We start from the raw sequence: 22,490 nt of genomic DNA on the forward strand, positions 1-22,490 counted from the left end.
CCGTCACCCCGCACCCACTTTCGGGCTCACCCGAAACACCCCCGTGGGCGCGGCCCGCGTCGTCGGCCGCGTACGACTGTCAGACCCGCGTGAGACTCTTGGCAGACAGTCGACAGCTGGTCGCCCACGGGGGGTACTGCCTGTGCTGCACGTCCATTTCTCCACGGAGGATCTGGGCCGGGTGCGACTCGCTCCGCAGCCGGACCCGGTCTGGGAGATGCTGCTGAGCCTGCACGCGCTCGGCGGTTCCCCGGACCACATCGTGTTCGGCCCCTGGCGGGCCGAGACGCTGACCGGACCCGATCCGTCGATCTCCCTGCTCCTCCAACTGGCGCCGCCGCGCGGCTACTCGCCCGACTTCCTCACCCCGGCCGCGGGCGCCGACCTGGAGTCGGCCCTGGAGGCCGTGATGAGCGTCGACCGCGCGCGGCTGCGCGCCGAACTGGCCCTGCTGGCCGCCCAGCGCGGGCAGACGCCGTGGCTGCGGCGGATGGCCGAGGGCGACGCGGCGGCGATGCGCGAGCTGGGCACGGCCATGTTCCGGTACCACCAGCGGGTGCTCTCGCGCTCGTGGCACCGCATACGCGCCGTCGTCGAGGCCGAACGCACCATGCGCCTGCGGGACTTCCTCGACGGTGGCGTCGAACGGCTGCTCGGCACCATCCATCCGCTGGTCCGCTGGGACCCGCCGGTGCTGAAGGTGGACTACCCGGTGCGCCAGGACCTGGTCCTGGACGGGCGGGGGCTGCTGCTGATCCCCTCCTACTTCTGCTGGGGCAGGCCGGTCACGCTGCTCGACGACGGGCTGGACCCCGTGCTGGTCTACCCCGCGAACCGCGGCCTGCAGCTGCTCACGGAGGACTCCGCGGTGCCGGGGCCCGTGGCTCTGGCCCGCCTCCTGGGGCGTACCCGCGCCGCGGTCCTGGAGGAGGTCGCGGCGTCCGGCGGCACGACGGGAGGAGGGATCGCCCGGCGGCTGGGGGTGTCGGCCGCCTCCGCCAGCGAGCACGCCGCCGTGCTGCGCGAGGCCGGTCTCATCCTCAGCCGCCGGGTGGCCAACACCGTGTGGCACACCGCGACCCCGCTCGGCCGGGCCCTCGCCGAGGGAGGCCGGCCGGCGGAGGGACTCCACATCTCGGGCGGCGTCCTCCCGCAGCCCCAGCCGGCCGCGCGGCCGACCGCCCCGCGCGTGGACGCGAGCGCGGTGTGAGGGACCGCGCTGTCAGTGGTGCTCGGGGGCTCGCGGCCGCTTCACCTCCACTTCCCCGACCGCACCGACGAAGCCGCCGGAGCCCCCCTTGACCTCGGTCCACGACTCCGCGACGCACCTGGAGCCGGCGCCGCGCGAGTGGCGGGTCCTGCGCGACGCGCGGGCCGTCCCGCGCGGGCTGCTCGCCGCCGGCATCGAGGGGCGCGCGGGCCGTGCCGCGGGGGCTGCTCGCCGCCGGCATCGAGGGCGCGGCGACCAGGACCCGCTGCCGGTCGTGGACTCCGCCAACGAGATCCTGGCCCTGTGGGACCAGACCGCCCCGATAGCGCGCACGGTCGTCGAGCGGAGTCCCCGCCCCGCGCGATGTGCGCGGCCGGCCCCGGTCACCAGGTGCGGCCCGCCTCCAGGAGGAGATCGCGGACCCGGACCACGTCCGGGTTGTCGGGGCGGCCGGGGCGCTGCACCAGGTAGGCGGTGTTGATGGGCGGATCCTCCGGTTCGAGCAACGGCACCAGCGCCCCCGAGGCCAGCTCCTCCTGGCAGAGGTAGCGCGGCAGCACGGTGAACCCGGCCCCCGCGACGACCGCGGCGAGCACCCCGCGCAGATCCGGGACGGTGAGGGCGGCGGGCCGGGACAGCCGGGTGCCGAAGACATGGCGCCAGTAGCGGCGGACGATGGGCACGTCCTCCGCGTACGAGACGAGCGGGACGTCCCGCAGCGCGTCGGGGCCGCCGGCGGCGTCGCGGTCCGCCGCCCGGCCGGCCCACCGGGGCGCGGCGACGAGGACGAACTCCTCGTCCATCAGGGGCACCGCGGTCAGGGTGCGCCCGCGCGGCCGGTAGGTGGCGATGACCAGGTCGTGGTGTCCGGCGCGCAGCTCCTCCAGCAGCGGGTCGGTCAGACCGGGGGTCAGCCGCAGCCGCAGCCCCTCGGCGGTCAGCGGGGCGAGGGCCGGCAGCACCCGCAGGCACATCAGCTCGGCGGGCCCCGCCAGGTGCACCGGCGCGGTCCGCTCGGCGGCGCCCGGCTCCAGCCCGGTGGCCGCGGCGAGCGCGTCGAGCGGGGCGGCCACCCGGGCGGCGAGATCGTGCGCGACGGCGGTCGGGGCGACGCCCCGCGGCAGCCGCTGGAACAGCTCCCGCCCCGACTGCCGCTCCAGCGCCCGGATCTGCGTGGTCACGGTGGGCTGTGACACGCCGAGCAGTCCCGCGGCGGCGGTGAACGAACCCGAGCGGTACACCGCCAGGAAGGTGCGCAGCAGGTTCAGGTCCGCCACCGGCTGGGGCGCGGGCACCTCGAGAGCGCCGCCCGCCGGGCCATCGGGATTCCTATGCCTCACAGGACCGACCCTAGTCGTTCCCTATCGCACCGCCACGGGACCCGGCGCGCGCCTCCAGCACCCGCAGCGCCCGCTCGCCCCAGCGGATGTTCTCCTCCTCGAAGGACACCCCGCGCAGCAGCGTCAGATACGGCCCGACACGCTCGGCGCGGGCCAGGTACTCCTCCTCGTCCCGCCCCTGCAGCAGCCGTTCCCGCAGCCGCTCGTAGCGGGCGAGCTTGGCCCGCGCCCAGGCGACGCGCTCCGCGACGTCCGCGCGTACGGCGTCGAGGTCGCCGAGGTCGGCGCACTGCACCTTGACCAGCAGGCCGTCCCGGATCGCGGTGGGCTTGCCGATCGGGTCGGCGACGTAGGAGCGCAGGGCCGCGTATCCGGCCTCGGTGAGGGAGAACATCCGCTTGTCCGGGCGCCGCTCCTGGCGCACCACGCGCGTGCTGACCAGGCCCTCCCGTTCCATGCGGTCCAGTTCCCGGTAGAGCTGCTGGGGTGTGGCGGTCCAGAAGTTGGCCACCGAGGCGTCGAAGCTCTTGGCCAGGTCGTATCCGGAGGCCTCTCCCTCCAGAAGGGCCGCCATCACGGCATTGCGCAGTGCCATGACCTCACCCTACTCTCCAGTGCACCTATTCAATTCGTTGACTATGGAGAGGGGCGGCCCGCCCATGCACCCGTTCCGCAAGGCCGTCGAGGACCGCGACACCCGGGCGCTGGAGGCGCTGCTGGCCGACGACGTGGTCTTCACCAGCCCCGTCGCCTTCAAGCCGTACGAGGGCAAGGCCATCACCGCGGCGATCCTGCGCGCAGTGATGCGCGTCTTCGAGGACTTCGCCTACGTGCGCGAGATCGTCGACGTCGCCGGCCGCGACCACGCCTTCGTGTTCACCGCCACCGTGAACGGCAAGCGGATCCACGGCTGCGACTTCCTGCACTTCGACGACGAGGGGCGCATCGACGACTTCACCGTCATGGTCCGCCCCCTCTCCGCCGCGCGGGCCCTGTCCGAGGCGATGGGCGCGCAGTTCGACCGCATCGCGGCGGAGGCGGCGGGCGCGGCCTGACGCCGCGTCCCGCCGCCTCCGGGCGCGCTCAGCCCAGCTGCTTCAGCAGTTCCGCGGCCAGCGGCGCGGAGGACGCCGGGTTCTGGCCGGTGACGAGGTTGCGGTCCACGATCACGTTCGGGGCCCACGGCTCACCGGCGCGGACGTCGAGACCGGCCTCGGTGAGACGGGTCTGCAGGAGCCACTTCGCCTTGCCGGCGAGGCCGCCCTGCACCTCCTCGGCGTCCGTGAAGGCGGCCACGCGGTAGCCGGCGAATGCGTTGGAGCCGTCCTCGCGGGTGGCGGCGAGCAGCGCGGCCGGGCCGTGGCAGACGACGCCGAGCGGCTTGCCGGAGTCGAGCGCCTCGACCAGCAGCCGGCCGGAGGTCTCGTCGACGGCCAGGTCCTCCATCGGGCCGTGACCGCCGGGGTAGAAGACGGCCGCGTACTCGTCGAGGACGACGTCCTCCAGCCGGACGGGCCGTTCCAGCTCGGTCATCGCGGCCAGCGCCGCCGCGATCCGGTCGGCGCCCTCCTGGCCGCCGTTGACCTCGGCGGCCAGGCTGGCCTTGTCGACCGTCGGCACGACCCCGCCCGGCGTCGCGACGACGATCTCGTGCCCGGCGGCCTTGAACGCCTCGTACGGCGCGACGGCCTCCTCGGCCCAGAAGCCGGTGGGGTGCAGGGTGCCGTCGGCGAGCGTCCAGTGGTCGGCGCCGGTCATCACGAAAAGGATCTTCGACATGCTGTTTCTCCCGGAAGGGGGGTGCTCAGGATGCCGTCGACGTTAGGCCTGCCCGGTGGGGCTTTTCCAATGACGAATCCGATGTCCGGCATAGGCAGGCCGATGGATGCGCGGGAATAACCCGGACGGCTCCTCAGCGCGAGGTCGGCGCGGGGGTCGGCGAGGGTGACGGCGCCGCCGTGTTGATGTTCAGGTCCGGCCGCGGCTCCAGCGCGAGCACCGGCGCGCCCGGCTGCGGCGGGGGCGGGGTCAGCTGCTCCTGGGGGAGCTTCGGCGGGGAGGTCTGCTGGAAGTTCACCTGCTCGTGATTGACCAGCCCGGTCTTCTCCAGCACGGTGATGTGGTCCAGGACCGTGTCGTTGGCCTGGTCGGCGAGTTGCCGCACCAGGCTGTTGCGGGTGTTCGCGCGGACCTTGGCGACGACCGGGAAGATCTGCCCGTGCGTCACCCGCATGATGGTGACCGCCGTCGAGTCGAACTGCCGCCCGTTCTCCGCCGCCGCCGTCGCCACGAACTGCTGCTGCTGGGGACTGGCCTGGTTGGGCAGGGTGATGCCCAGCTCCGGCGCGATCCGGCGGCAGGTCTCGTCCAGCCGGGCGTGACCGACGATCAGGTGCGCGCCGGCCTCCTTCATCTCCGGCGTGGTGCCCCGCTCCATCGCCAGCTCGCCCAGCGGGTACTCCCACAGCCCCGCCGCCCGCACCTTCACCACGAAGTCACGGTCGGCCTCGGTCAACGGACCGTAGCGGGTGTTGGCGATGATGCGGTCCGCCGTCGTGGACGTGTTCTCCACTCCGAGCATGGCGGGATACGCGAGCGCCGCCAGGGTCAGACCCAGCGCGCCGAACACGAAGATGCTTCCTGCCGTGTTGCGGGACATCCGCATGCTGCCTCCAGACGCGAGCGGGTGGTACGCCAGGAGGTACGCAAAAGCGGGGCCGTTCGATCAGCGTGGCGCGGCGAATTTTTCCGCCGGAGGGTGTGGGCTGCGCCACAGCGCGGCCGTCAAGGGTCGCAGTGGACGCCAGGGGGCCGTAAGGGTCGGATATCGGCCGACTGGCCCAACAGAATCGCACACACAACGACGGCGTCATTGCTTCGAATCTGTTGGAGTTTTAGTGTGACTGCGGCTCAGAAGTCCCCTGGGGCCCGCGAGTTGAGTGGTTCACCCCCGAGGAAGGTCACGGTCATGCCGCACCCGCACGCGCCGCACGCCCACCGCCCCGAACCGCCCGCCGACCACCACCACCACCGCCCGGTCGTCAGCCGCCGCCGACTGCTCGAAGGCGGCGCCGCCGTCCTCGGCGCACTCGCCCTGTCCGCGCCGCCCGGCACGGCGCACGCCCACGGCCGGCCCGCCGCCACACCGGCCACCGGCCCCTTCGCCGCGCCCGACGGCACCGAGTGGAACGGCCGCATCGACGTCTTCCGGCTCGGCACCGAACCGCCGCACACCACACTGATGCCCTACGCCGGTCCCGGCCAGGCCCTGGACGCCGACCGCACCCGCTCGCCGTACCGCCTCAGCCTCGACGGCACCTGGAAGTTCGCCTACGCCGAGCGCCCCGACGACCGCGACCCCGACTTCCACCGCACCGACCTCGACGACAGCGACTGGGACACCCTGCCCGTCCCCTCCGTCTGGCAGCTGCACGGCTACGACCGCCCGGTCTACCTCAACATCACCTACCCCTACTGGGGCCCCAACGGCCTCGGCGAGGAGCCGCGCCCGCCCGCCGCGCCGACCCGCTACAACCCGGTCGGCCAGTACCGCCGCACCTTCACCGTCCCGCGCTCGTGGACCGGCCGCCGCACCTTCCTGCACTTCGAGGGCGTCAAATCGGCGCACTACGTGTGGATCAACGGCAAGCTCGCCGGCTACCACGAGGACTCGTACACGCCCGCCGAGTACGACATCACCCCGCACCTGAAGCCCGGCACCAACCAGATCGCGGTGGAGGTCTACCGCTACTCGGACGGCGACTGGCTGGAGGACCAGGACATGATCCGGCTGAGCGGCATCTTCCGCTCGGTCTACCTCTACTCCACGCCGCCCGTGCACCTGCGCGACTTCAAGCTGGACACCCCGCTCAGCGACGACTGCACCGCCGCCGAACTGAAGGTCACCGCCCACATCCGCGACTACGGCGAACCGACCGGCGCACCGGAGCGGCGGTCCGACGGCTCCGCCGGGCGGTACACCGTCGACATCACGCTCTACGACGCCGACCGCCGGCCCGTCTGGCGCCGCCCCCTCCGGCAGTCCGCCGACGTCCCGGCCGGCGGCGAGACCACCGTCGAGGCCGCCCGGGCCGTCCCCGAACCGCGCCTGTGGTCCGCCGAGGACCCCTACCTCTACACCGCCGTCCTCCAGCTGCGCGACCCCGCCGGAAAGGTGACCGAGACCCTCTCGCACCGCGTCGGTCTGCGCGAGTTCGCGCTCAGGGACGGGCTGATGCGGATCAACGGCAAGCCGGTCTCCTTCCGCGGCACCAACCGCCACGAGATGCACCCCGACCGCGGTACGGCGCTCACCCGCGCGGACATGGTGCGCGACATCCGCCTCATCAAGCGGCTCAACATGAACAGCGTGCGCACCTCGCACTACCCCAACAACCCGCTGTGGTACGAACTCGCCGACGAGTACGGCCTCTACCTCGTCGACGAGACCAACCTGGAGACCCACGGCATCCGCGACGAGTACCCCGGCGACCACCCCGAGTGGACCGAGGCCTGCCTCGCCCGCGCGCAGAACATGGTGCACCGCGACAAGAACCACGCCTCGGTGGTCATCTGGTCCCTCGGCAACGAGGCAGGCGGCGGCTCCACCTTCACCGCCATGCACGACTGGATCCGCTCCTACGACCCCACCCGCGTCATCCAGTACGAGGGCGACGACCGCCCGGGCATCAGCGACATCCGCTCCGAGATGTACGACACCCCGCAGCGCGTCGAAGCCCGCGCCAAGGACACCGCCGACATCCGGCCGTACGTGATGATCGAGTACTCCCACGCGATGGGGAACTCCAACGGCAACTTCAAGAAGTACTGGGACCTGGTCCGCCGCTACGACGTCCTCCAGGGCGGCTGGATCTGGGACTTCGCCGACCAGTCGCTGACCTGGCCCGTCCCCCCGCGCATCCTCCTCACCGAGACCGGCCCCGCCCGCCTCCAGGGTGAGATCATGGCCCCCGGCGGCACCTTCGACCGGACGAAGGGCGTCTTCGGCGGCACCGTCTTCCCCCGCGACGAGCGCCTGGACCTCACCGGCTCGCTCACGCTGGAGGCCTGGATCACCCCGCACGTCCTCGGCTACCACCAGCCCATCCTCGCCAAGGGCGACACCCAGTACGCCCTGAAGCAGACCAACCGGAACCTGGAGTTCTTCATCCACGGCGACGGCCAGTGGATCACCGCGAGCTGGGCGCTGCCCGACGACTGGACCGGCCGCGAGCACCATGTCGCGGGTGTCTACGACGCCGACGCCGGCACCCTCACCCTCCACGTCGACGGCCGGGTCCGGGCCACCCGCACCACCACCCGGCGGCCCTCCAGCACCACCGCGCCCCTCGCCCTCGCCACCGACGCCGACCACCAGACCCGCGAGTTCAGCGGCACCATCCGCCGCGCCCGCGTCTACGCCCGCGCCCTCACCGCCGCCGAACTCGCCTCCGCCGAGCGCGGCCCCGGCGACGACGGCGTACGGTTCTGGTTCGACGCGGCCACCGCCGTCCGCACCGAGAAGAAGCCCCGCGCGAAGACCTTCTTCGCCTACGGCGGCGACTGGCGCGACAACCCCAACGACGGCAACTTCGTCGCCGACGGCATCGTCACCGCCGACCGCGGCCACACCGGCAAGGCCGCCGAGATCAGACGCGTCCACCAGGCCGTGGGCGCCGCCCCCGCGGACGGCGGCCCCGGCGCGGTCACCCTCACCAACGAGTACCTGTTCACCAACCTCCGCGCCTACGACGGCCACTGGGCCCTCGTCGCCGACGGCGAGACCGTCCAGCGCGGCAGACTCACCCGCGACCAGCTCGACGTACCGCCCCTGTCCACGAAACACATCACCCTGCCCGTGCGGCTGCCGCAGGACCCGCCGCCCGGCACCGAGTTCTTCCTCGAGCTGTCCTTCACCACCCGGGAGCCCACCCCGTGGGCCGCGCGCGGCTTCGAGATCGCCCGGCAGCAGATCCCCCTCGACGCCGGCGCCCCCGAGGTGACCCCCGTGCCGCTGGACAGCGTGCCCGCGCTGCGCCACACCGACGGCGACCGCGAGATCACCGTCACCGGGGCCGCCTTCTCCGTCACCGTCGACAAGCGCGCCGGCGTCCTCACCTCCTACGAGGCCGGCGGCAAGCCGCTGATCCTCTCCGGGCCCGCCCCCAACTTCTGGCGGGCCCCCACCGACAACGACAAGGGCAACGGACAGCACATCCGCAACCAGACCTGGCGCGACGCCGGAGCCCACCGCACCGTCTCGGACGTCCGGCTGCGCACCCTCGGCGACAAGGCCGTCGAGGTCACCGTCACCGGCACCCTCCCGACCACCGTCGCCTCCACCTTCACCACCACCTACACCGTCTTCGGCAACGGCGAGATCAAGGTCGACCACACGCTGCACCCGGGCGCGCCCAGCCTGCCGTACATCCCCGAGGTCGGCGCCCTGCTCCTGCTGCCCGGTCGCCTGGAGCTGCTGCGCTACTACGGGCGCGGCCCCGAGGAGAACCACTGGGACCGCAACAACGGCACCGACGTCGGCGTGTACTCCGGCACCGTCGCCGGACAGTGGACGCCGTACATCCGCCCCCAGGAGAACGGCAACAAGACCGACGTCCGCTGGATCGCCCTCACCGACGACAGCGGCGCCGGACTGCTGGTCAGCGGCGACGGACTGCTGGAGGTCAACGCCTCCCACTTCACCCCCGAGGACCTGTCCGACGGGGTGCGCCACGACTACCAGCTCACCCCGCGCGAGGAGGTCGTCCTGCGCGTCAGCCACCGGCAGATGGGCGTCGGCGGCGACAACAGCTGGGGCGCCCACACCCACGACGAGTACAAGCTGTTCGCCGACCGCGACTACTCCTACACCTACCGGCTGCGGCCCCTTCCGGACGTCGAGGACGCGATGCGGCTTGCCCGCAGGCCCACGGCCACCGAGGGGTGAGGCGTCACCAGCGGCTTCGAGGGTGCCGCCCGGCCCGGGCACGACCGCGGCGCCGACGGCGATCCCGTCGAGCGTCGCGTGCAGCCAGGCGCGGTCGTCGGCGGTGGGGTGCTCCAGCCGCAGGCGCCGCGCCCGGAACGGGACCATGCGCAGCCCGGCCAGCCGTCCCGTCCCCGCGTCGAGGGAGACCAGGAAGGCCAGCCGCAGGTCGTCGCGGTACTCCTCGTGGCCGGTGATTCCCTCGTAGTCGTCGATGAAGTCGCCGCAGCCGTACAGCACCGGCCGCTCCCCGTACACCTCGATCCGGCGGGGGTGGTGCGAGGAGTGGCCGTGCACCACGTCCACCCCGCCGTCGACGAGCGCGTGCGCGAAACGGACCTGCTCCTGCGGCACGCGGTAACCCCAGTTGGACCCCCAGTGCACGGAGACCACCATCAGGTCGCCGGGGCGCCGGACCTGCCGCACCCGGCGTACGACCGCCTCGGCGGCCGCGGGAGAGGGCGTCGGCACATAGGCCACGCCGGACTGCTCCGCGGTCGCCGCCCAGCCCGGCGGGATCCCGCTGGACGTCATGCCCAGCGCGAAGACCAGCACCCGGGCGCCGGAGCCGGTGCCGATCACGGCGGGCGCGTACGCCTCGTCCGCGTCCCGGCCCGCGCCCGCCGTCCGCAGTCCCGCGCCGGCCAGCGTCTCCAGGGTCTCCGCCAGGCCCCGCCGGCCGAAGTCCAGAACGTGGTTGTTGGCGAGCACGCACACATCGGGGCGGGCCACCGTCAGGGCGGGCAGGTTCGCCGGGTGCATCCGGTAGTGCACCGCCTTGCCGGGCGCGAACGCGCCGTCCGCCGTCACGGCCGTCTCCAGGTTCATGATCCGCGCCGCGGGCGCCGCCCCGGCCAGCACCGCCAGCGCCTCGCCCCACGGCCACGCGGGGTCCACCGGCGCGGGCACCGGCCCGTTCACCGCCTCCGCCAGCGCCAGATAGCCGCGGGCGTCACGGACGTACTCCTCCCGCAGCCCCGGATCACCGGGGTGCGCGAGGATCTGGTCGACGCCGCGCCCGAGCATCACGTCCCCGCACAGGAACAGCGTCACGACATCGCCGCCCATCTCTCCACCGTAGGACGACACCGCGCGGGACGGCGCGTGTGGTTCGTGCCGCGGGGGAAACCCGGGGCTCCTGAGGGACCTCACAGAAGGGAGGCGTGCCATGAACACGCCTGCGCGGCGTGGCGGCGGCCCCCTGGAGCCGCGGCGGGGGCCGGGCCGGGGCGGCGGACCGTGGGACTGGGACCCGCTCGCGGAGCTGCGGCGGCTGCGGCGTGACACGGATGCGGACCGCGCCGGCGACCAGGGCACCGCGCCGGCCTGGGGCGGCGTCGCCTGGGGGCCCGCGGTCGAGGAGGAGGAGACCGACGACGCCTACGAGATCCACGCCCGGCTGCCCGGCGTCCCGCGCGAGCGGATCGCCGTCGACATCGACGCACACGAACTGCGGATTTCCGGCGAACTCGGCGAGGAGGAGCGGGCACGCACCCTCTCCCGGCCCGACGGCCGCTTCCTCTACCGCACCACCCTGCCCGCGGGAGCCGACCCTGAGCGGGCCGAGGCGGAGCTGACCGACGGCGTCCTGCGGGTCCGGATGCCCAAGTCCGCGACGCCGAAACGGCGCCGCCTGCGGATCGGCGGGACGGACGACGGGACGGGTGTCGGGACGGGCGTCGGGACGGACCCGGCGACCGGACGAACGGCACAGGCAACGGAACCATCGGGATCAGCGGGACCAGCGGGAACAGCGGGACCAGCAGAGGCAACGGAAGCGGCGGCACCGGCGAGCGGTCGGCCGGCCCGCGCGGCCGAGCACGAGACGCACCGGAACACGGACCGGACGGGGGCGGACACATGACGGCACGGTTCCACGACCGCGCGCACGCCGGCCGAGAGCTGGCCGAGCATCTGCGCATCCTCCAGGAGAAGGGCCTCCTGCCGCACCCCGTCGTCCTCGCCCTGCCACGCGGCGGTGTCACCGTCGCCGAGCAGGCCGCCCGCGCCCTCGGCGCACCCCTCGACGTGCTCGTGGTCCGCAAGATCGGCGTGCCGTCCCACGAGGAGTACGGCGTCGGCGCCCTCGCCGGCGACGAGCCGCCGCTGTTCGACCGGCGGTCCATGGAGCAGACCGGCCTCACCGAGGACGACCTCGCCCCCGTGGTGGAGCGGGAGCGGGCCGAGCTGCGCCGCCGTGAGGAGCGCTACCGCCAGGGCCGCCCCGCGCCGGAGCTGGAGGGCAGGACCGTCATCCTCGTCGACGACGGCCTCGCCACCGGCGCCACCGCCCGCGCCGCCGTGCACGCGGTGCGCCGCCGGCAGCCGGAGCGGATCGTCGTGGCCGTGCCCGTGGCCTCCCACGATGCGGTCGAGCTGCTGCGCCACGAGGCCGACGACGTCGTCTGCCTGCTGCGCCCGAGCCCCTTCCACGCGGTGGGCCTCTGGTACGACGACTTCGGCCAGCTCACCGACGACGACGTCCTCAAGGCCCTGCACACAGGCTTAGGAGGTACCGCGATGACCGCCACGACCAGGCACGTGCGGGACGTGATGTCGCCGGGCGCGACCGCCGTCGAACCCATGACGACCCTCACCGAGGCCGCCCGGGTCATGCGCGAGCAGAACATCGGCGACGTCCTCGTGGCCTACGACTGTGATCTGTTCGGGGTCCTCACCGACCGGGACATCACGGTCCGGGCCGTCGCCGAGGGCCGCGACCCGCGGGTCACCACCGTCGGCTCGCTGTGCACCCGGCCGCCCGTGATCACCCTCGACCCGGACGACACCACCGACCACGCCGTGGAGCTGATGCGGCGGCACGCCCTGCGCCGGCTGCCCGTCGTGGAGCACGGCGGCTGCCCCGTCGGCATGGTCACCCTCGGGGACCTCGCCACCACCGAGGACCCGCACTCCGCCCTCGCCGACATCAGCCGCGCGGCCCCCAACCGCTGAACGCGGCCGTCACGGCCGTGAGGAGACCCGCCGTGCACCACGACCACGCCCCGCCGGTAGACCGCACCGGCACCGAGCCCGCCACCGCGCGCAGCGCGCTGCGCCTGCGGCTGCTGCTGAGCGCCGCGTTCCTGCCGCTGTTCGCCGCGGCCGCCGTCCTGCTCGGCCTCTGGGCGGCGGACTCGGCACCCGGGGACAGCCCCGGCCGCGGCCCGCTGACCGTCCTCGCGGTCGTCTGCGCCGCGCTCGCCGTGGTCGCCGCCGTGGACCTGGCCGTCGTACGGCGCCGGATGCGCCGCGCGGGGGGCGGCGGCGCGCACCGCCGGAGGTAGCGGCACGGTTACCGGCCCGGTGGGGCACGGGTACGGGACGGGCGGCGGCACGAGGGGGGTGCCGCGTCCCGGCCGGTGGCGGGCAGGCGGGCGGGGCGGAACAATCCGGACTGGCACCCACCGCTCGCACCGCACCGAAGGGACCTCGCGCATGGTTGAGCAGGACGAGCGCTTCGACGTCGTCGTACTCGGCGCCGGCCCCGGCGGGTACGTCGCCGCCATCCGCGCCGCCCAGCTGGGCAGACGCGTCGCCGTCATCGAGGAGAAGTACTGGGGCGGCGTCTGCCTGAACGTCGGCTGCATCCCCACCAAGGCCCTGCTGCGCAACGCGGAACTCGCGCACATCGTCACCCGCGAGGCGAAGACCTTCGGCATCAGGTCGGACTCGCCGATCACCTTCGACTACGGGGAGGCGTTCCGGCGCAGCCGCAAGGTCGCCGACGGCCGGGTCAAGGGCGTCCACTACCTGATGAAGAAGAACAAGATCACGGAGTTCGACGGCCGCGGCGTCTTCCTCGACCCGCACACCCTCCAGGTCACCGACTACGAGGGCACCACCCGCACCATCGGCTTCGACGACTGCGTCATCGCCACCGGCGCCACCCCGAGGCTGCTGCCCGGCACCAAGCGCAGCGCGCGCGTGGTGACGTACGAGGAGCAGATCCTCGCCGACGACCTGCCCCGCTCGATCGTCATCGCGGGCGCCGGCGCCATCGGCATCGAGTTCGGGTACGTCCTGCACCACTACGGCGTGAAGGTCACGATCGTCGAGTTCCTGGACCGGGTCGCCCCAACCGAGGACGCCGACGTCTCCGCGGAACTCGCCAAGCAGTACCGCCGGCTCGGCATCGACCTGCTCACCTCGACCCGCGTCGACACCATCGACGAGTCCGGCCCGCAGGTCCGCGTCACCGTCACCGCCAAGGACGGCTCCCAGCGGGTCCTGGAGGCCGACAAGGTGCTCCAGGCGATCGGCTTCGCCCCGAACGTCGAAGGCTACGGGCTGGAGCGGACCGGGGTGAAGCTCACCGACCGGGGCGCGATCGACATCGACGCCCGCTGCCGCACCTCGGTGCCGCACATCTACGCCATCGGCGACGTCACCGCGAAGCTGATGCTGGCGCACGCCGCCGAGGCGATGGGCGTGGTCGCCGCGGAGACCATCGCGGGCGCGGAGACCATGGAACTCGACTACGCGATGATCCCGCGCGCCACCTACTGCCAGCCGCAGATCGCCAGCTTCGGCTTCACCGAGGCCCAGGCCCGCGACCTGGGATACGACGTGCAGGTCGCCACGTTCCCCTTCACCGCGAACGGCAAGGCGCACGGCCTCGGCGACTCCACCGGGTTCGTCAAGCTGATCAGCGACGCCACGCACGGCGAGCTGATCGGCGGCCACCTCATCGGCCCGGACGTCACCGAGCTGCTGCCCGAGCTGACCCTGGCCCAGCAGTGGGACCTGACGGTCCACGAAGTGGCCCGCAACGTGCACGCCCATCCGACGCTGGGGGAGGCGGTGAAGGAGGCGGTGCACGGCCTGGCCGGACACATGATCAATTTCTGACCCGGCACACCGGCCTTTCCGCACCCGCACCCGCGCCCGGACCGCGTTCAACCGAGCCGCGTTCACCCGAGCCGCGTTCACCCGGATCACGTTCACCCGGACCGCGTTCACCCGGACGGCCCGCATCCGCTCGCCCGTCCGTCGCCCAGGCTGTGTGCTGGCGTCGACCGGCCCCGCTCTTCCCCCGGGGCCGGCGCCGCCCGACCGGGGCGGCCGGAACCGGAGAGAACGGACAGCGGGATGAGCGAGCAGCCGCACCGGCCGCGCCGGGCCGCCCCGCCGCAGGGCGAGATCGGCACCGCCTGGACGGCCGAGCGCCGGCGCGGCACCACCGACGCGCCCGCCCCGCCCTCCGGCCGCCACCCCGGCCAGGGCGCCGGCACCCTCGCCGGGGTGCTCATGCTGTGCGGCGGCGTCATGGCCGTGCTCCAGGGGATCGCGGCCGTCGCCGAGGACGACGTCTACGCCCGCATCGGCGGGTACGTCTACGAAGTGCGCCTCACCGGCTGGGGATGGATCCACGTCGTCGTGGGCGCCCTGGTCGCCGTGGCCGGCTGGGGCGTGCTCACCGGCGCGTCCCGGGCGCGGCCCGCCGGACTCGCCCTGGTCACGCTCAGCCTGGTCGCGCAGTTCCTCTTCCTGCCGTACGCGCCGCTGTGGGCGCTGGTCATGGTGGCGATCGACGTGTTCGTGCTGGGGGCGCTGACGGCGCGGACACCGGCCGCGCCGCCGTCTGCCGCGTCCGCTACTCCGCCGCGTCGCTGATCCCCAGGCGCAGATGCTCCACGTGGTACACGGCCTGGTCGAGGAGTTCGGCCACGTGGTGGTCGTGCAGCGCGTACACCACCGACCGGCCGCGGCGCTCGCCCACCACCAGGCCCAGGTTGCGCAGCAGGCGCAGCTGATGGGAGCACGCCGACTGCTCCATGCCCACCTCGGCGGCCAACTCGGTGGCCGGCAGCGGCCCTTCGCGCAGCCGGGCGAGGATCAGCAGCCGGGACGGGGTGGACAGGGCCTGGAGCGTGGTGGCCACCTTGGCGACGTTGTCCGCGTCGAGACGGACGCGCTCGGGGGCGCTCTGCGCGCTGGTGACGGCTCCATGACCCATGGCGAGTATCTTACTCACCGCATATGAACGAATGAATGGGTCTTCATGTGTTCCTGTATGGTGAGGCGATGTGTCCGCGACTCTCGCTCCCCAGACGACCCCTGTCCGCTCCCTGACGCCGCCGCGCCGCCGCACCCGCGTCCTCGCCCTGCCCGAGGCCCGCTGGGCGCTCGCCGCGCTGGTCGCCTTCCTGCTGGGCCTCGCGCTCGACCTCGGGGGCGCGCCCGTGTGGGCCTACGGCATCCCGTACGCGGTCGCCTACGTGACCGGCGGCTGGGAACCGGCCCTCGAAGGCCTGCGCGCCCTGCGCGAGAAGACCCTCGACGTCGACCTGCTGATGATCGTCGCCGCCCTGGGCGCGGCCGGGATCGGCCAGGTCCTCGACGGCGCGCTGCTCATCGTCATCTTCGCCACCTCCGGCGCCCTGGAGGCCCTGGCCACCGCTCGCACCGCCGACTCGGTGCGCGGCCTGCTCGACCTGGCGCCCGCCACCGCGACCCGGGTCCGCGCCGACGGCACCGAGGAGACCGTGCCGACCGCCGACCTCGCCGTCGGCGACGTCCTGCTGATCCGCCCGGGGGAGCGGATCGGCGCCGACGGCACGGTCCTGGACGGCACCAGCGAGGCCGACCAGGCCACGATTACCGGCGAGCCCCTGCCGGTGGTCAAGCGCCCCGGCGACGAGGTCTTCGCCGGCACCCTCAACGGCACCGGCTCGCTCCGGGTCCGCGTCGACCGCGACCCCGCCGACTCCGTCATCGCCCGCATCGTCACCCTGGTCGAGGAGGCGTCCCGCACCAAGGCGCCCACCCAGCTGTTCATCGAGAAGATCGAACAGCGGTACGCCGTGGGCGTGGTGGCCGCCACCCTCGCCGTCTTCGCCGTCCCCCTCGCCTTCGGCGAGAACCTCACCGAGGCCCTGCTCCGCGCGATGACCTTCATGATCGTCGCCTCCCCGTGCGCGGTCGTCCTCGCCACCATGCCGCCGCTGCTGTCCGCCATCGCCAACGCCGGCCGGCACGGCGTCCTGGTCAAGTCGGCCGTCGCGATGGAACGCCTCGGCGAGGTCGACGCCACCGCCCTCGACAAGACCGGCACCCTCACCGAGGGCACCCCCGAGGTCACGGCCGCACGGCCGCTGCCCGGCTCCGGGCTCGACGAGGACCGGCTGCTGGCCCTCGCCGCCGCGGCGGAGCACCCCAGCGAGCACCCGCTGGCCCGGGCGGTCGTGGCGGCGGCGCGGGCCCGCGACCTGCCGATCGCCACGGCGCAGGAGTTCACCGCGACGCCGGGGGAGGGCGTCACCGCGACGGTGGACGGCCGGCGGATCACGGTCGGCCGGCCGAAGGACGCCGTCCACACCGAAGACCCCGGCCGAGGCTCCCTGCCCGGCGACCGGGGCCCCGGCTCCGGTGACCCGCGCGGCGCCACCGTCGTCACCGTCACCCGCGACGGCGTCCCCGTCGGCACCCTCGCCCTCACCGACCGCCTGCGCCCCGACGCCGCGGCGACCACCGCCGAGCTGACCGCCCTCACCGGCACCGCCCCGGTCCTCCTCACCGGCGACAACGCGCACACCGCCGCCCGCGTCGCCGAGGCCACCGGGCTCACCGACGTCCGCGCGGAACTGCTGCCCGAGGACAAGGTGAAGGCCGTCCGCGCCCTCCAGGAGTCCGGCCGCAAGGTGTTGTTCGTCGGCGACGGCGTCAACGACGCGCCCGCCCTCGCCGCCGCCCACTCCGGCATCGCGATGGGGCGCGCCGGGTCCGACCTGGCGCTGGAGACCGCCGACGCGGTCATCGTCCGCGACGAACTCGCCACCGTCCCCGCGGTCGTCCGCCTGTCCCGCGCCGCCCGCCGCCTGGTGGTGCAGAACCTGGTCATCGCCGGCACCTTCATCACCGTCCTCGTCGTCTGGGACCTGGCCGGCCACCTCCCGCTGCCGCTCGGCGTCGCCGGCCACGAGGGATCGACCGTGCTGGTCGGACTGAACGGGCTGCGGCTGCTGCGGGAGTCCGCGTGGCGATCCGGGTCCGCGCAGGCCGGCCGAGGATGATGTCGGAATCTCGCCAGCCCGTGGGCGGCCGGTGCCCGATGCTGGACGCATGCAGACGGGAATGCACACCGACACCGAGCGCTGTGTCCGCGCCGTCCAGTCCAAGGACGCCCGGTTCGACGGCTGGTTCTTCACCGCCGTCCTGACGACGGGGATCTACTGCCGGCCCAGCTGCCCGGTCGTGCCGCCCAAGCCCGAGAACATGGTGTTCCACCCGAGCGCGGCGGCCTGCCAGCAGGCCGGCTTCCGGGCCTGCAAGCGCTGCCGCCCGGACACCACCCCCGGCTCCCCGGAGTGGAACCAGCGCGCGGACGCCGTCGCCCGGGCCATGCGGCTGATCGCCGACGGCGTCGTGGACCGCGAAGGCGTCCCCGGCCTCGCCGCCCGGCTCGGTTACAGCACCCGGCAGATCGAACGCCAGCTGCTCGCCGAGCTGGGCGCCGGCCCGCTCGCCCTGGCCCGCGCCCAGCGCGCCCAGACCGCCCGCCTGCTGATCGAGACGACGGCCCTGCCCATGGCGGAGATCGCCTTCGCCGCGGGCTTCGCCTCCATCCGCACCTTCAACGACACCGTCCGCGAGGTGTACGCCCTCACCCCGAGCGAGCTGCGCGGCCGCACTCCGCGCGGGACCGCCCCGGCGACCCCCGGAGCGATCTCCCTCCGCCTCCCCTTCCGCGCCCCGCTCAACCCCGACAACCTCTTCGGCCACCTCGCCGCCACCGCCGTCCCCGGCGTCGAGGAGTGGCGCGCCGGCGCCTACCGCCGCACCCTGCGCCTCCCGTACGGCCACGGCGTCGCCGCCCTGACCCCGAAGCCGGACCACATCGCCTGCCGCCTCACCCTCACCGACCTGCGCGACCTGCCCGTCGCCATCAGCCGCTGCCGCCGCCTGCTCGACCTGGACGCCGACCCGGTCGCCGTCGACGACCGGCTGCGCACCGACCCGGTCCTCGCCCCGCTGGTCGACAAGGCACCCGGCCGGCGCGTCCCGCGCACCGTGGACGAGGCCGAGTTCGCCGTCCGGGCCGTGCTCGGCCAGCAGGTGTCCACGGCCGCCGCGCGCACCCACGCCGCCCGCCTCGTCACCGCGCACGGCGAGCGGATCGACGACCCGGAGGGCGGCCTCACCCACCTCTTCCCGACACCGGACGCGCTCGCCGCCGCCGACCCGCAGTCCCTGGCGATGCCCCGCACCCGCCGCACCACGTTCACCACCCTGGTCCGCGAACTCGCCGACGGATCACTCCGGTTGGGCGTGGAGAGCGACTGGGCGCAGACCCGCGCCCGGCTCCTGGCCCTGCCCGGCTTCGGCCCCTGGACGGTGGACGTCATCGCGATGCGCGCCCTCGGCGACCCCGACGCCTTCCTCCCCACCGACCTCGGCATCCGCCGCGCCGCCCGCGACCTGGGCCTGCCCGCCACCCCCGCGGCGCTCACCGCCCGCGCGGCGGCCTGGCGGCCCTGGCGGGCCTACGCCGTCCAGTACCTGTGGGCGACGGACAACCACCCCATCAACTTCCTTCCGGTCTAGGGACGTCCAGTGACAGTGACCCAGCACCCTTCAGCGGCACAGCTTCCTTCAGCGACCCGCCACCCCTCGCCGGCACAGCACCCCTCACCGGCACGGCGCCCCTCACCGGCACAGCACCGCCGGCACACCGTGATCGACAGCCCGTACGGCCCGCTGACCCTGGTCGCCGACGACGGCGTCCTGTGCGGCGTCTACATGGAGGACCAGCGCCACCGCCCCGCCGAGGACACCTTCGGCCCCCGCGACGAGCGCCCCTTCGCCGAGGCCGAGGCCCAGCTCGAGGCCTACTTCGCGGGCGAGCTGACCGAGTTCACGCTCCCGCTCCGGCTGCACGGCACCCCGTTCCAGCGCCGCGTCTGGGAGCACCTGCGCACCATCCCGTACGGCGAGACCCGCACCTACGGGCAGCTCGCCACCGCCCTCGGCAACCCCAAGGCGTCGCGCGCGGTCGGCCTCGCCAACGGCCGCAACCCCATCGGCATCATCGTCCCCTGCCACCGCGTCGTCGGCACCGACGGCAGCCTCACCGGCTACGGCGGCGGACTGGCCCGCAAACAGCGCCTGCTGGACTTCGAGGCGGGCACGGCCCTGTTCTGACCCGGGCGCCCGCCGGGCCACTCAGCCGCCGGGCGACGGCTCCGGGCCGGCCAGCCTGCGCAGAAGGCCGGGCAGGGCCGTGCCGATCGGCTCGCGGATCACCTCGTCGGCCAGCTCGTCGTACGGCGTCGGCTCGGCGTTGACGATGATCAGGCGGGCGCCGTGGTCGGCGGCCACGCCCGCGAGACCGGCGGCGGGCTGCACCTGGAGGCTGGTGCCGACGGCGACGAACACCTGGCACGCCTTCGTGATCGCGACCGCCTCGCCCAGCACCATCGGGTCCAGGCGTTCGCCGAACATCACCGTCGCCGGCTTGAGGATGCCGCCGCACTCCCGGCACGGCGGGTCCGGCTCACCGGCGTCGAGCCGGGCGAGGGCGTCCTCCATGGGGCCGCGCGCGTGGCACGCCGTACACACGTACCGGCGTGCCGTGCCGTGCAGTTCCAGCACCTTGCGGTCGGGCATCCCGGCCAGCTGGTGCAGGCCGTCCACGTTCTGGGTGATCACCCGCACCGGCACTCCGGACCTCTCCAGCTCCGCCACCGCCAGGTGCGCCGCGTTCGGCCGGGCGTCGAGCGTCCCGGCCTCGCGGCGCATCCGCCAGGAGCGGCGACGGATCTCCGGATCGCCCATGTAGTACTCGTACGTCACCAGCTTCTCGGCCTGCGGATCCCGCTGCCAGAGACCGTTCGGGCCGCGGTAGTCGGGGATGCCGGAGTCGGTGGAGATCCCCGCTCCGGTCAGCAGGGCGACGAGGGGCTTGCTCATGGCGCCGAGCGTAGGCCGGGCCGGACGGCCGAAGCGAACGCATATCCGCACCGTGGAGGCCGGTGCTAAGGTCCGCGCATGGCCAAGGTCACCGTCTCGCTCGACGCCGAACTCGTCGTGGAAGCCATGGTGCTCGCCGGTGTCGGCAGCCCCCAGGACGCGGTCGAACTCGTCCTGCGCGACTACATCCGGCGCGGCCACCGCACCGAGGCCCGCCTCGCCACCCGCGACGAGGCGCTGCGCGAGGTCGACGTCAAGCCGCGCGACGAGGGCTGAGCCCCGTCGCACGGGTCACGCCACGCGCCGGCCGTTCTCCAGCTCCACCGGACCCGAGCCGTCCGCCAGGACGTCCAGGGCGGCCAGGACGCGGTGGCCCAGGGCGTCCGGCAGGTAGTCGGTCAGCTCCTCGCGGGGGACCAGCCGCCAGGACAGCAGTTCCTCCTCCTGGAGCCGGATGGCCTTGAAGTCGTCCTCGTCGAGCACACCGCCGTCGTACAGGTACGCCACCAGCGGCGGCCGGCCGGGCCCCTGCACCCAGTCCACGGCGAGCAGCCGGCCGATCGTGCGGTCGAGGCCGATCTCCTCGGCCGTCTCGCGGCGCGCGCCCTGGCGCGGGGTCTCGCCGTCGTCGGACTCGACGGTGCCGCCCGGCAGCGCCCAGCCCTCCCGGTAGTTGGGTTCGACGAGCAGCACCCGTCCCTCGGCGTCCCGGAAGAGCGCGGCGGCCCCGGCGAGCACCCGGGGCAGGCCGGCGATGTACGCGGCGAAGTCCTGAGCGTTGGTCATCCTGGAAGGGTAACCAGCGCGCGGGGCCGCCATCCCCGGCGCGCGAAGCCCGCCCGTGCGGCAGCGCGCCGCCCCGCACCTCACCCGCGCCGCCCTACGCCTCCGCCCCCGCCAGCCGCAGCGTCCGCTCCGCCAGCTCGCTGATCCGCACCCCGTCGAAGCCGAACACCGCGCTGCGCACCGTGTCCCGCAGCGGTTCGGTCCACTGCGGCGGGATGCCCCGCGCACCGCCCAGCACCCCGGCCACCGAGCCCGCCGTGGCCCCGTTGGAGTCGGTGTCGAGGCCGCCGCGCACGGTGAGCGCGATCGTGCGGGTGAAGTCGCCGTCGCCGTACAGCAGCCCCGCGGTGAGCACGGCCGCGTTCGGCACCACGTGGATCCAGTGCAGCCCCGCGGTCTCCTCGGACACCGTCGCCAGCGTGTCCTGCCAGGCCATCCCGGTGTCGTGCAGCGAGACCACCCGGCGCACGGCGCGCGCCAGCCGGCTGCTCGCCGGGACGACGCCCAGCGCCGTGTCGACGGCGTGCCGGACCGTGGGCGCGGTGAACGCGGCGGAGATCAGCGCCGCCGCCCACATCGCGCCGTAGACGCCGTTGCCGGTGTGCGAGAGTACCGCGTCCCGGCGGGCCAGCGACGCCGCCTCCCGCGGGGCGCCGGGGCGGGTCCAGCCGTGCACGTCGGCGCGGATCAGGGCGCCAATCCACTCCTGGTAGGGGTTGTCGTACGTCGCGGTCAGCGGCGGCCGCCGCCCGTTCGCGAGATTGCGGTAGGCGGCGCGCTCCGCCGTGAAGGTCTGCAGATACGGCAGCCGCAGCAGCCACAGGTCGCCGACCTGCTCGGTACTGAAGCCGAAGCCGTACGTCTCCAGCAGGTGCAGCCCGAGGATCGCGTAGTCGACGTCGTCGTCGCGGCAGCTGCCGTCGATCCGGCCCCGGACGCACGCGCGCCACTCCGGGCGCAGCGGCGGCAGGTCGTGGGCGTCGGCGGGTGGCTCGGGCAGGTAGTCGGTCAGCGGCAGGGCGCCGGCGCGGCGCAGATAGCGGTCGATGCGCTCGCGGGTCCACACCTCGCCCTGCTCGACCGGCTTGCCCAGCATGTTGCCCGCGATCCGGCCCAGCCAGCCGCCGAGGACGCGGTCGGCGAGGTCCGGTGGGGTGCCTGGAGAGGTCATGCCTGACGGGTTACCCGTTTCGCGTGCCCGCCACCGGCCCGCCGGACGGCGTTCCACGCTCCGGGCAGGGGCATGACGGCGGGGGCG

The 22,490-nt window shown here is 74.0% G+C and carries 20 protein-coding genes and 2 pseudogenes; 13 read left to right on the forward strand and 9 right to left on the reverse strand.

Translation table 11 applies throughout. The features are described 5' to 3' along the window. Nucleotides 1-181 precede the first annotated feature (181 nt). Nucleotides 182-1,210: a MarR family transcriptional regulator gene (locus G7Z13_RS28705; protein WP_240926376.1), complete on the forward strand. Its 1,029-nt coding sequence runs from the start codon at nt 182-184 to the stop codon at nt 1,208-1,210. A 383-nt stretch (nt 1,211-1,593) separates the two neighbouring features. On the opposite strand, the gene G7Z13_RS28710 is transcribed toward G7Z13_RS28705, so the two are convergent. Together G7Z13_RS28710 and G7Z13_RS28715 are read right to left on the reverse strand one after the other, a co-directional pair. Next, a complete protein-coding gene (locus tag G7Z13_RS28710) occupies nt 1,594-2,505 on the reverse strand; it encodes a LysR family transcriptional regulator (protein ID WP_240926377.1) in 912 nt (303 codons plus the stop codon). Between the two features lie 55 nt (nt 2,506-2,560). After that, entirely contained in the window at nt 2,561-3,145 is a 585-nt protein-coding gene (locus tag G7Z13_RS28715; protein ID WP_166003114.1) for a PadR family transcriptional regulator, read from the reverse strand. A gap of 64 nt (nt 3,146-3,209) precedes the next feature. Between G7Z13_RS28715 and G7Z13_RS28720 the strand changes: the two genes are divergently transcribed. Further along, the gene (locus G7Z13_RS28720; RefSeq protein WP_166003115.1) at nt 3,210-3,605 is read left to right on the forward strand and encodes a nuclear transport factor 2 family protein; all 396 of its coding nucleotides are present in this window, start codon (nt 3,210-3,212) and stop codon (nt 3,603-3,605) included. A gap of 28 nt (nt 3,606-3,633) precedes the next feature. Here G7Z13_RS28720 and G7Z13_RS28725 read toward each other — a convergent pair whose 3' ends face one another. Together G7Z13_RS28725 and G7Z13_RS28730 are read right to left on the reverse strand one after the other, a co-directional pair. Continuing rightward, nucleotides 3,634-4,329 carry a type 1 glutamine amidotransferase domain-containing protein gene (locus G7Z13_RS28725; protein ID WP_166003116.1) on the reverse strand — a complete coding sequence of 232 codons (696 nt, stop codon included), beginning with the start codon at nt 4,327-4,329 and terminating at the stop codon, nt 3,634-3,636. A 133-nt stretch (nt 4,330-4,462) separates the two neighbouring features. Beyond that, nucleotides 4,463-5,215, reverse strand: coding sequence for a DUF4142 domain-containing protein (locus G7Z13_RS28730; protein WP_166003117.1), 753 nt, complete (start codon nt 5,213-5,215; stop codon nt 4,463-4,465). A 303-nt stretch (nt 5,216-5,518) separates the two neighbouring features. On the opposite strand from G7Z13_RS28730, the gene G7Z13_RS28735 reads away from it, so the two are divergent. Then, nucleotides 5,519-9,496: a glycoside hydrolase family 2 TIM barrel-domain containing protein gene (locus tag G7Z13_RS28735; protein WP_166003118.1), complete on the forward strand. Its 3,978-nt coding sequence runs from the start codon at nt 5,519-5,521 to the stop codon at nt 9,494-9,496. Between the two features lie 51 nt (nt 9,497-9,547). On the opposite strand, the pseudogene G7Z13_RS28740 reads toward G7Z13_RS28735, so the two are convergent. Continuing rightward, nucleotides 9,548-10,603: pseudogene (locus G7Z13_RS28740) on the reverse strand (CapA family protein); the annotation flags it as partial. A 100-nt stretch (nt 10,604-10,703) separates the two neighbouring features. On the opposite strand from G7Z13_RS28740, the gene G7Z13_RS28745 reads away from it, so the two are divergent. The 6 genes and pseudogenes from G7Z13_RS28745 (at nt 10,704) to G7Z13_RS28770 (ending at nt 15,151) form a co-directional block, all read left to right on the forward strand. Beyond that, complete coding sequence (locus G7Z13_RS28745; protein ID WP_166003119.1) at nt 10,704-11,399, forward strand: Hsp20/alpha crystallin family protein; 696 nt, start codon at nt 10,704-10,706, stop codon at nt 11,397-11,399. Further along, nucleotides 11,396-12,034: pseudogene (locus G7Z13_RS28750) on the forward strand (phosphoribosyltransferase family protein); the annotation flags it as partial. The gene G7Z13_RS28745 and the pseudogene G7Z13_RS28750, both read left to right, overlap by 4 nt. Nucleotides 12,035-12,055: 21 nt before the next feature. Next, nucleotides 12,056-12,490, forward strand: coding sequence for a CBS domain-containing protein (locus G7Z13_RS28755; protein WP_166005384.1), 435 nt, complete (start codon nt 12,056-12,058; stop codon nt 12,488-12,490). A gap of 32 nt (nt 12,491-12,522) precedes the next feature. Then, complete coding sequence (locus G7Z13_RS28760; RefSeq protein WP_166003120.1) at nt 12,523-12,822, forward strand: DUF6343 family protein; 300 nt, start codon at nt 12,523-12,525, stop codon at nt 12,820-12,822. Between the two features lie 151 nt (nt 12,823-12,973). Continuing rightward, nucleotides 12,974-14,386 (forward strand): dihydrolipoyl dehydrogenase, encoded by a 1,413-nt coding sequence (lpdA, locus tag G7Z13_RS28765; protein WP_166003121.1) that lies wholly within the window; start codon nt 12,974-12,976, stop codon nt 14,384-14,386. Between the two features lie 240 nt (nt 14,387-14,626). Beyond that, entirely contained in the window at nt 14,627-15,151 is a 525-nt protein-coding gene (locus G7Z13_RS28770; protein ID WP_166003122.1) for a hypothetical protein, read from the forward strand. Here G7Z13_RS28770 and G7Z13_RS28775 read toward each other — a convergent pair. Then, nucleotides 15,132-15,494: a metalloregulator ArsR/SmtB family transcription factor gene (locus G7Z13_RS28775; protein WP_166003123.1), complete on the reverse strand. Its 363-nt coding sequence runs from the start codon at nt 15,492-15,494 to the stop codon at nt 15,132-15,134. The two genes, G7Z13_RS28770 and G7Z13_RS28775, sit on opposite strands and share 20 nt — an antisense overlap. 70 nt (nt 15,495-15,564) lie before the next feature. Here G7Z13_RS28775 and G7Z13_RS28780 point away from each other — a divergent pair, with 70 nt between their 5' ends. The 3 genes from G7Z13_RS28780 to G7Z13_RS28790 all read left to right on the forward strand — a co-directional run bounded on the left by G7Z13_RS28780 (nt 15,565) and on the right by G7Z13_RS28790 (nt 19,678). Further along, a complete protein-coding gene (locus G7Z13_RS28780; protein ID WP_166003124.1) occupies nt 15,565-17,550 on the forward strand; it encodes a heavy metal translocating P-type ATPase in 1,986 nt (661 codons plus the stop codon). Nucleotides 17,551-17,599: 49 nt separating this feature from the next. After that, a complete protein-coding gene (locus G7Z13_RS28785; protein ID WP_277347424.1) occupies nt 17,600-19,081 on the forward strand; it encodes an AlkA N-terminal domain-containing protein in 1,482 nt (493 codons plus the stop codon). Nucleotides 19,082-19,210: 129 nt separating this feature from the next. Further along, complete coding sequence (locus tag G7Z13_RS28790; RefSeq protein WP_166003125.1) at nt 19,211-19,678, forward strand: methylated-DNA--[protein]-cysteine S-methyltransferase; 468 nt, start codon at nt 19,211-19,213, stop codon at nt 19,676-19,678. A 21-nt stretch (nt 19,679-19,699) separates the two neighbouring features. On the opposite strand, the gene G7Z13_RS28795 is transcribed toward G7Z13_RS28790, so the two are convergent. After that, entirely contained in the window at nt 19,700-20,446 is a 747-nt protein-coding gene (locus G7Z13_RS28795; RefSeq protein ID WP_166003126.1) for a Sir2 family NAD-dependent protein deacetylase, read from the reverse strand. Nucleotides 20,447-20,524: 78 nt separating this feature from the next. On the opposite strand from G7Z13_RS28795, the gene G7Z13_RS28800 reads away from it, so the two are divergent. Further along, a complete protein-coding gene (locus G7Z13_RS28800; RefSeq protein WP_166003127.1) occupies nt 20,525-20,722 on the forward strand; it encodes a type II toxin-antitoxin system VapB family antitoxin in 198 nt (65 codons plus the stop codon). A gap of 15 nt (nt 20,723-20,737) precedes the next feature. Here G7Z13_RS28800 and G7Z13_RS28805 read toward each other — a convergent pair whose 3' ends face one another. Continuing rightward, on the reverse strand, nt 20,738-21,232 hold the full coding sequence (locus G7Z13_RS28805) for an NUDIX hydrolase (RefSeq protein ID WP_166003128.1): 495 nt from the start codon (nt 21,230-21,232) through the stop codon (nt 20,738-20,740). A 94-nt stretch (nt 21,233-21,326) separates the two neighbouring features. Beyond that, nucleotides 21,327-22,403, reverse strand: a complete 1,077-nt coding sequence (locus G7Z13_RS28810; RefSeq protein WP_166003129.1) for an ADP-ribosylglycohydrolase family protein — start codon at nt 22,401-22,403, stop codon at nt 21,327-21,329. Nucleotides 22,404-22,490: the final 87 nt, after the last annotated feature.

It is taken from the genome of Streptomyces sp. JB150 (assembly GCF_011193355.1).
In the GTDB taxonomy this organism is placed as follows: Bacteria; Actinomycetota; Actinomycetes; order Streptomycetales; family Streptomycetaceae; genus Streptomyces.